The sequence below is a fragment of the Mycobacterium sp. 2YAF39 genome (assembly GCF_052114565.1).
Lineage (GTDB): Bacteria > Actinomycetota > Actinomycetes > Mycobacteriales > Mycobacteriaceae > Mycobacterium.
Window position 1 is genome coordinate 395877 of record NZ_JBFREZ010000006.1, and the last position, 6882, is coordinate 402758.

Here is a 6882-nt window from a genome sequence, read left to right on the forward strand (position 1 = left end):
GAGACTGGACTTCAAAGAGACGCCAATCAGAAGGCGATTTCGGGTGCCAATTCCATTGCTAGCTGCCGCCACCGCCACATCCGCCGCCGCCCCCACCACATCCGCCTCCGCCACATCCGGCGCCGAATCCTCCACCACCACATCCGTTGGCGCCACATCCGCTACCGGGGCCGAAGTAGCCCGTACCGGCGGCGCCCGCCGACCCGGCCGCCCACATGTTGCGGCGCTCTTTGGCTTTCATCACCCGACGGTTGCGTGGGCTGTGCAGTTCTTTGTGGCTTTGGCGGTATCGGGCCTCGGCAGAACCGCGTTCGCTGATGCGGCTACTCCACAACAGCCACCCCACCAGGACCACAAAGAACAGGGCCAGCGCCGACACACCGATCACGGCCCCCACCGTCGCGCTCATGGAGGAAGATTACTGCCTTTTGGTTGCCACGTGGCGGTGGCGGAGGGATTTGAACCCCCGGACGGTTTTGGCCGTCTCTCGCTTTCAAGGCGAGTGCATTAGGCCGCTCTGCCACGCCACCGTCGATAAGGGTACTGGGCTAGACCCGGCCGAGTTTCGCGGGCGGTGCCGCAGTCTTGAGCGCGACGCTGATGCGTCTGCAGTTCTCCCCCATCGCCGCGATCTGCGGCCGCGACAACCGGCAGAGGAAATGGGCCCGCACGCCCTCGCCGTAGGTCGCCATCGCCTCCCGCACCGCGATCCTGCCGTCGTCGGTGATGATGGCGAGCACTCCGCGGCCGTCGTCGGGACTTGCACCGCGACGCACGAGGCCCTGCATCTCCAGCCGGCGTATCTGGCGGGTAACGCGACTGGGCAGCGACATCAAGCCGTCGGCCAGATCCCCCATGCGCGATGCCCCCGTGGCGGATTTGTCCAGGATGTCGAGCAATCGCACATCGTTGAGGGTCAACTGGTGCGCGTCCATGAGCGCCCTGTTCAGCGTGGCGTACATCCGTAACGCCGAATCCAGGAAGTTTTGCCACGACCTCTGTTCAGCGATGTCCAACCCCGGCATATCACTGGCCGTACGCCCCGCGATGATCTGCTCCATCCGGCTATGGTAAATCTCTGAGGCGTTGCTGGGGCCTAAATAATCAGACTGTTTCCGCAGGGTAGTAGCCTTAATTGAATGCAAGCGATCATGGCCACCAGCAAAGGCCGACTGACCTGGCAAGAAGTTACTGACATCTCCCCCGGTGAGGGTGAGGTGCTGATCAAGGTCAGCGCCGCGGGTGTGAATCGCGCGGACCTGTTGCAGGCAGCCGGCAAGTACCCGCCGCCTCCCGGGGCGAGCGAGATTCTCGGACTGGAAGTGTCCGGCACGGTCGCGGGGCTTGGCGACGGGGTGACCGGCTGGGACGTCGAGCAACCGGTATGCGCTTTGCTCGCCGGCGGCGGCTACGCCGAGTACGTCGCCGCGCCTGCCGGGCAGGTCATGCCGATTCCGGGCACGGTGGCGCTCCACAACGCCGCCGCGTTGCCCGAAGTCGCGTGCACGGTGTGGTCGAACCTGGTCATGACCGCGGGGCTGGCAGCCGGACAGCTGGTCCTCGTCCACGGCGGGTCCAGCGGGATCGGCACCCACGCGATCCAGATTGCCCGGGCACTCGGGAGCCGGGTGGCGATCACGGCCGGGGCACCCAACAAACTGGACCTGTGTGCCGAGCTCGGCGCCGAGATCACCATCAATTACCGCGATGAGGACTTCGTGGAGCGGATCCGTGCCGAGACCGGCGGGGCCGGGGCCGATGTGATCCTCGACATCATGGGCGCGGCGTATCTCGACCGCAATGTGGACGCCCTCGCTCCCGACGGTCGACTTGTGATCATCGGCATGCAGGGCGGTATCAAAGCCGAGCTGAACATCGCCAAGCTACTCGGCAAGCGGGCCGGGGTGATCGCGACCGCGCTGCGCGCTCGTCCGGTCAGCGGTCGCGGCAGCAAGGCCGACGTCGTCGCCGAGGTTGTCGCCAACGTCTGGCCGATGATCGCCGACGGCCAGGTGCATCCGATCATCGGCGCCGAGTTCGGGATCGAAGAGGCAGGCGCCGCGCACGAACTGCTGGAATCCGGCGATGTTTCCGGGAAAGTCGTTCTGCGGGTGGCGGATTAGCGGCCGGGCTCAGCCCAGCGACGCGAGCGCGCGGACCAGCTGATCGACCTCGGCAGTGGTCGTGTAGTGGGCCAGTCCCACCGTGACTGCGCCCCCGATGTCGTTGACGCCGATCGCGTCGAGCACCCGTGACCCGGCGTTGGCGATCGCAAGGACGCCGTTGTCGGCCAGCCGCTGCACCACCCGCTCGGCGGGGACGTCGCTGACCGCGAAACTCAAGACGGGAATCCGCATTTCGGGTCGCCCGATCACCATGACCGCGGGCAGCGACCGCAATGACATCAGCAGGTAGTCGAACAGCCGGCTCATGTAGGACGACGCCGATTGCATTGACAGCGCCAGTCTTTCGCGACGCGTGCCGTGCGCCGTCTCGTCGAGCGAGGCCAGGTATTCGATGCTGGCGACGACGCCCGCGAGCAGGCCGAACTGGTGCGCACCGACCTCCAGTCGCGCCGGGCCGCGTGCGTAGGGGTTCAACGAGACCGAGCTGAAGGAGTCGATGACCGAGGGGTCGCGGAACACGAGGGCACCGATCGGCGGTCCGCCCCACGCCAGCGCGTTGACCGCGACCACGTCCGCGTCGATCTCGTCGATGTCGATCAGCCGGTACGGCGCGGCGGCGGAATGATCGACGACGACCAGTCCGCTGTTGTCGTGGACCAGCTTCGTCACCGCCCGCAGATCGGTGACGGTGCCCAATGTCGAAGAGGCCGAGGTGATTGCGACAAGCCGGGTCGGCGCCGTGATCAGGCCCTCCCACTGCCAGTTGGGCAGTTCGCCGGTCTCGATGTCGACTTCGCCCCACTTGACCTTGGCGCCATAGCGGTTAGCTGCCCGCAGCCACGGGGCGATGTTCGCTTCGTCGTCGAGGCGGGTGACCACCATCTCGTAGCCCAGACCGACCCGGGCCGACGACGAGTCGGCCAGCGTCGTAAGCAGGACCGCGCGGTCGGAACCGAGCACGACCCCCTCGGGGTCGGCGCCGACCAGATCGGCCACCGCCTGGCGGGCAGCCGTCAGCACAGCCGCACTGCGCTGCGCCGAGGGGTGAGGTCCGGCAGGAGTGGGCATAGAACCACGGAAGGCGGTGGAAACGGCCCTGGCCACGGCATCGGGAAGGAGCATGCCGTTCTGTGCGTCGAAATGCACCCAACCATCGCCCAGAGACGGGTGCAGACCACGCACCCGGGCGACGTCGTATGCCATGCCAGCCCACCTTAAGCGTCTGTGAATTGCACCACCGGACACGATCTCGGACGATGACCGGGTGTGCCCCGTTGCTGTCCCAGCCGGGCCCGCGCGGGTCACCTGGCCAGCAATACTAGTCCAGTGCGGTTTGGGTTCGGAGTGGTCATACCACTGTCCTACCGCCCTCGTTGCTGCTGACCTAGGAGCAATCGTCGCGGTGGGCGGCCCGACGGGCCGGTCAAGCCTGACGGGATAGTGTCGCTAAAGACGTGAGGGTTTGAAGGACGCGGAGAGGTACATGACAGCCAATAGCGACGACGACGGCATCGAGATCATCGGCGGCGATCCACGCGCTGCGATGGAGGATGGCGACGGCGGCAAATCGCTGACCGACCTGGTCGAGCAGCCTGCGAAGGTGATGCGGATCGGCACGATGATCAAGCAGCTGCTCGAGGAGGTGCGCGCGGCCCCGCTCGACGACGCGAGCCGCAACAAGCTGCGCGAGATCCACCGGACCAGCATCGCCGAGCTCGAGGACGGACTGGCCCCCGAGCTGCGCGAAGAGCTCGAACGCCTGACGCTGCCGTTCACCGACGACGGGGTGCCGTCCGACGCCGAGCTTCGGATCGCACAGGCCCAGTTGGTGGGCTGGTTGGAAGGCTTGTTCCACGGCATCCAGACCGCTTTGTTCGCCCAGCAGATGGCCGCGCGCCAGCAGCTGGAGCAGATGCGGGGTCAGGGCGCGCTGCCTCCGGGAGTCGCCGGGCCTCGCGGCCCCGGAACCGGCCAGTACCTGTGACATTCGGGTAGGAGTCGGCTGGTGGGCCCGCACATCGAGACGCGCAACGCGTGGGTGGAATTTCCCATCTTCGACGCCAAGTCGCGGTCGTTGAAGAAGGCGTTCCTCGGGAAGGCCGGCGGTGCGATCGGCCGCAACGAGTCCAACGTCGTCGTGATCGAAGCGCTGCGCGACATCACGATGTCGCTGGAGCTGGGCGACCGCGTCGGCCTGGTCGGCCACAACGGCGCGGGAAAGTCGACACTGCTGCGGTTGCTGTCGGGGATCTACGAGCCGACCCGCGGGGTTGCGACGGTGACCGGACGGGTGGCCCCGGTGTTCGATCTCGGGGTCGGGATGGATCCCGAGATCACCGGCTTCGAGAACATCATCATCCGCGGGCTGTTCCTCGGGCAGACGCGCAAGCAGATGCTGGCCAAGGTCGACGAGATCGCGGACTTCACCGAACTGGGCGACTACCTGTCCATGCCGCTGCGCACGTATTCCACCGGCATGCGGGTGCGCTTGGCGATGGGCGTGGTCACCAGCATCGACCCCGAGATCCTCTTGCTCGACGAGGGCATCGGCGCGGTGGACGCCGACTTCCTGAAGAAGGCGCAGTCGCGGTTGCAGAGCCTCGTCGAGCGCTCCGGCATCCTGGTGTTCGCCAGCCACTCCAACGAGTTCTTGGCGCGCCTCTGCAAGACCGCGATGTGGATCGACCACGGCACCATCAAGATGACCGGCGGTATCGAGGACGTCGTGCGCGCGTACGAGGGCGAGGACGCCGCCCGTCATGTGCGCGAAGTCCTCGACGAACACCGCTCGGATTGGCCGGCTACGGTCCCCGATGAGTGACGCGGTGTGCGCCGTCGTCGTCACGCACCGCCGTCCCGACGAACTGGCCAAGTCCCTGGAGGCGGTGTCGGCGCAGACCCGCACACCGGACCATCTGATCGTCGTCGACAACGACAACGATCCGCGCGTCGCCGAGCTGGTCTCAGGCCAGCCCATTGCGACGACGTACATCGGTTCACGCCGAAACCTCGGCGGCGCAGGCGGTTTCGCACTGGGCATGCTGCACGGACTCGCGCTTGGCGCCGACTGGGTGTGGTTGGCCGACGATGACGGGCGGCCGTCCGATTCCGAGGTGCTTGGCGCGCTGCTGGCGTGCGCCGCCAAACACGGCCTGGCCGAAGTGTCGCCGATGGTGTGCGATATGAACGATCCAGGGCGGCTGGCGTTTCCGTTGCGTCGCGGACTGGTGTGGCGGCGGCGGGTCGAGGAGTTGCGCACCGACGCATCAGATGATCTGTTGGCGGGGATCGCGTCCTTCTTCAACGGCGCGCTGTTCCGCGCGTCGACGTTGGAGGCCATCGGAGTGCCCGATCTCCGGCTGTTCGTGCGGGGCGACGAGACGGAATTGCACCGCCGCCTTGCGCGTTCGGGGCTGCCGTTCGGCACATGTCTGAACGCCACCTATCTGCACCCGCAGGGCGGCGACGAGTTCAAGCCGATTCTTGGCGGCCGGATGCACACGCAGTATCCCGACGACACGGCCAAGCGGTTCTTCACGTATCGCAACCGCGGTTATCTGCTGTCGCAGCCCGGTTTGCGGCGGCTTCTGTTCCAGGAGTGGGTGCGGTTCGGCTGGTATTTCCTGGTGTCGCGGCGCGATCCCGCCGGTCTGGCCGAATGGATTCGGTTGCGGCGCATGGGTCGTAAGGAAAGGTTCGGGAGGCCTCCACACCTGGGCGAGCGAAGTGACGGGAAGAAGAGATGACGTTCACCGACGCCGCCGCGCAGTCGAAGACGATGGCACGCGCCTGGGGAGACCTGGTCGCCGGCTTCGGCAAGCGCGAGTTGTGGTTTCACCTTGGCTGGCAGGACATCAAACAGCGGTACCGCCGTTCGGTGCTCGGGCCGTTCTGGATCACGATTGCGACCGGCGCCACGGCGGTGGCCATGGGGTTGTTGTACTCCAAGCTGTTCAAGCTCCCACTCGAGGAGCACCTGCCCTACATCACGCTCGGCCTCATCGTCTGGAACCTCATCAACGCCTCGATCCTTGAGGGCGCCGAGGTGTTCATCGCGAATGAGGGCTTGATAAAACAACTTCCGACGCCGCTGTCGGTTCACGTGTACCGCCTGGTGTGGCGGCAGATCATCCTGTTCGGCCACAACATGATCATCTTCGTGGTCATCGCGTTCATCTATCCGAAGCCGTGGAAGTGGACCGACCTCGCGGTCATCCCGGCGTTGGGACTGATCGTGCTGAACTGCGTATGGGTATCGCTGTGCTTCGGCATCCTGGCCACTCGGTATCGCGACATCGGACCTCTGCTGTTCAGCATCGTCCAGTTGCTGTTCTTCATGACGCCGATCATCTGGAACGAGTCGACACTGCAGCAGCAGGGCGCCGGCCAGTACACCAAGATCGTTCAACTGAATCCGCTCCTGCACTATCTGGACATCGTGCGAGCGCCACTGCTCGGTGCGGACCAGGAATTACACCACTGGGTGGTGGTCATCGTGCTGACGATCGTCGGGTGGACACTCGCTGCGCTCGCGATGCGGCAGTACCGGTCACGCGTGGCCTACTGGGTCTAGCCCGGCCGCGCGGCAGAAGTTATCCCCAATCGCGTTTTYATCCACAGGCTGGTGTTGAGCTGGTGGTTTCGTGTCGGCACCGTGCGTAGTGTCGAAAGTATGTTCGATCAACTTGTCGAGGCGGCCACCGGGAGCCGTGTCCCGGCTGCGGTGGGGGCGTGGGCGCGGGTGGAGAACGCCGCC

General features: G+C 65.9%; 8 protein-coding genes and 1 tRNA gene. 5 read left to right on the forward strand and 4 right to left on the reverse strand.

Annotation, left to right across the window (positions count from 1 at the left end; all coding sequences use genetic code 11):
* Positions 1-58: 58 nt before the first annotated feature.
* From AB4Z42_RS19725 to AB4Z42_RS19735, 3 genes are all read right to left on the reverse strand, one after another.
* Entirely contained in the window at positions 59-409 is a 351-nt protein-coding gene (locus AB4Z42_RS19725; protein ID WP_442010884.1) for a hypothetical protein, read from the reverse strand.
* 31 nt (positions 410-440) lie between these two features.
* Positions 441-530, reverse strand: a tRNA-Ser gene (locus AB4Z42_RS19730).
* 18 nt (positions 531-548) lie between these two features.
* Positions 549-1061 carry a MarR family winged helix-turn-helix transcriptional regulator gene (locus AB4Z42_RS19735; RefSeq protein WP_442010885.1) on the reverse strand — a complete coding sequence of 171 codons (513 nt, stop codon included), beginning with the start codon at positions 1059-1061 and terminating at the stop codon, positions 549-551.
* 78 nt (positions 1062-1139) lie between these two features.
* On the opposite strand from AB4Z42_RS19735, the gene AB4Z42_RS19740 reads away from it, so the two are divergent.
* The gene (locus AB4Z42_RS19740) at positions 1140-2123 is read left to right on the forward strand and encodes an NAD(P)H-quinone oxidoreductase (RefSeq protein ID WP_442010886.1); all 984 of its coding nucleotides are present in this window, start codon (positions 1140-1142) and stop codon (positions 2121-2123) included.
* A 9-nt stretch (positions 2124-2132) separates the two neighbouring features.
* On the opposite strand, the gene AB4Z42_RS19745 is transcribed toward AB4Z42_RS19740, so the two are convergent.
* Positions 2133-3329 (reverse strand): cysteine desulfurase-like protein, encoded by a 1197-nt coding sequence (locus AB4Z42_RS19745; protein WP_442010887.1) that lies wholly within the window; start codon positions 3327-3329, stop codon positions 2133-2135.
* Positions 3330-3609: 280 nt separating this feature from the next.
* Here AB4Z42_RS19745 and AB4Z42_RS19750 point away from each other — a divergent pair, with 280 nt between their 5' ends.
* The 4 genes from AB4Z42_RS19750 to wzm are packed head-to-tail and all read left to right on the forward strand — an operon-like array spanning position 3610 to position 6699.
* Positions 3610-4110 carry a bacterial proteasome activator family protein gene (locus tag AB4Z42_RS19750; protein WP_442010888.1) on the forward strand — a complete coding sequence of 167 codons (501 nt, stop codon included), beginning with the start codon at positions 3610-3612 and terminating at the stop codon, positions 4108-4110.
* Positions 4111-4128: 18 nt separating this feature from the next.
* Positions 4129-4947 carry a galactan export ABC transporter ATP-binding subunit Wzt/RfbE gene (gene wzt / locus AB4Z42_RS19755; RefSeq protein ID WP_442010916.1) on the forward strand — a complete coding sequence of 273 codons (819 nt, stop codon included), beginning with the start codon at positions 4129-4131 and terminating at the stop codon, positions 4945-4947.
* Entirely contained in the window at positions 4940-5872 is a 933-nt protein-coding gene (gene glfT1, locus AB4Z42_RS19760) for a galactofuranosyltransferase GlfT1 (RefSeq protein WP_442010889.1), read from the forward strand. The genes wzt and glfT1 overlap by 8 nt, the downstream gene beginning before the upstream one ends.
* A complete protein-coding gene (gene wzm, locus AB4Z42_RS19765) occupies positions 5869-6699 on the forward strand; it encodes a galactan export ABC transporter permease subunit Wzm/RfbD (RefSeq protein ID WP_442010890.1) in 831 nt (276 codons plus the stop codon). Before glfT1 ends, wzm begins: the two co-directional genes overlap by 4 nt.
* Positions 6700-6882: the final 183 nt, after the last annotated feature.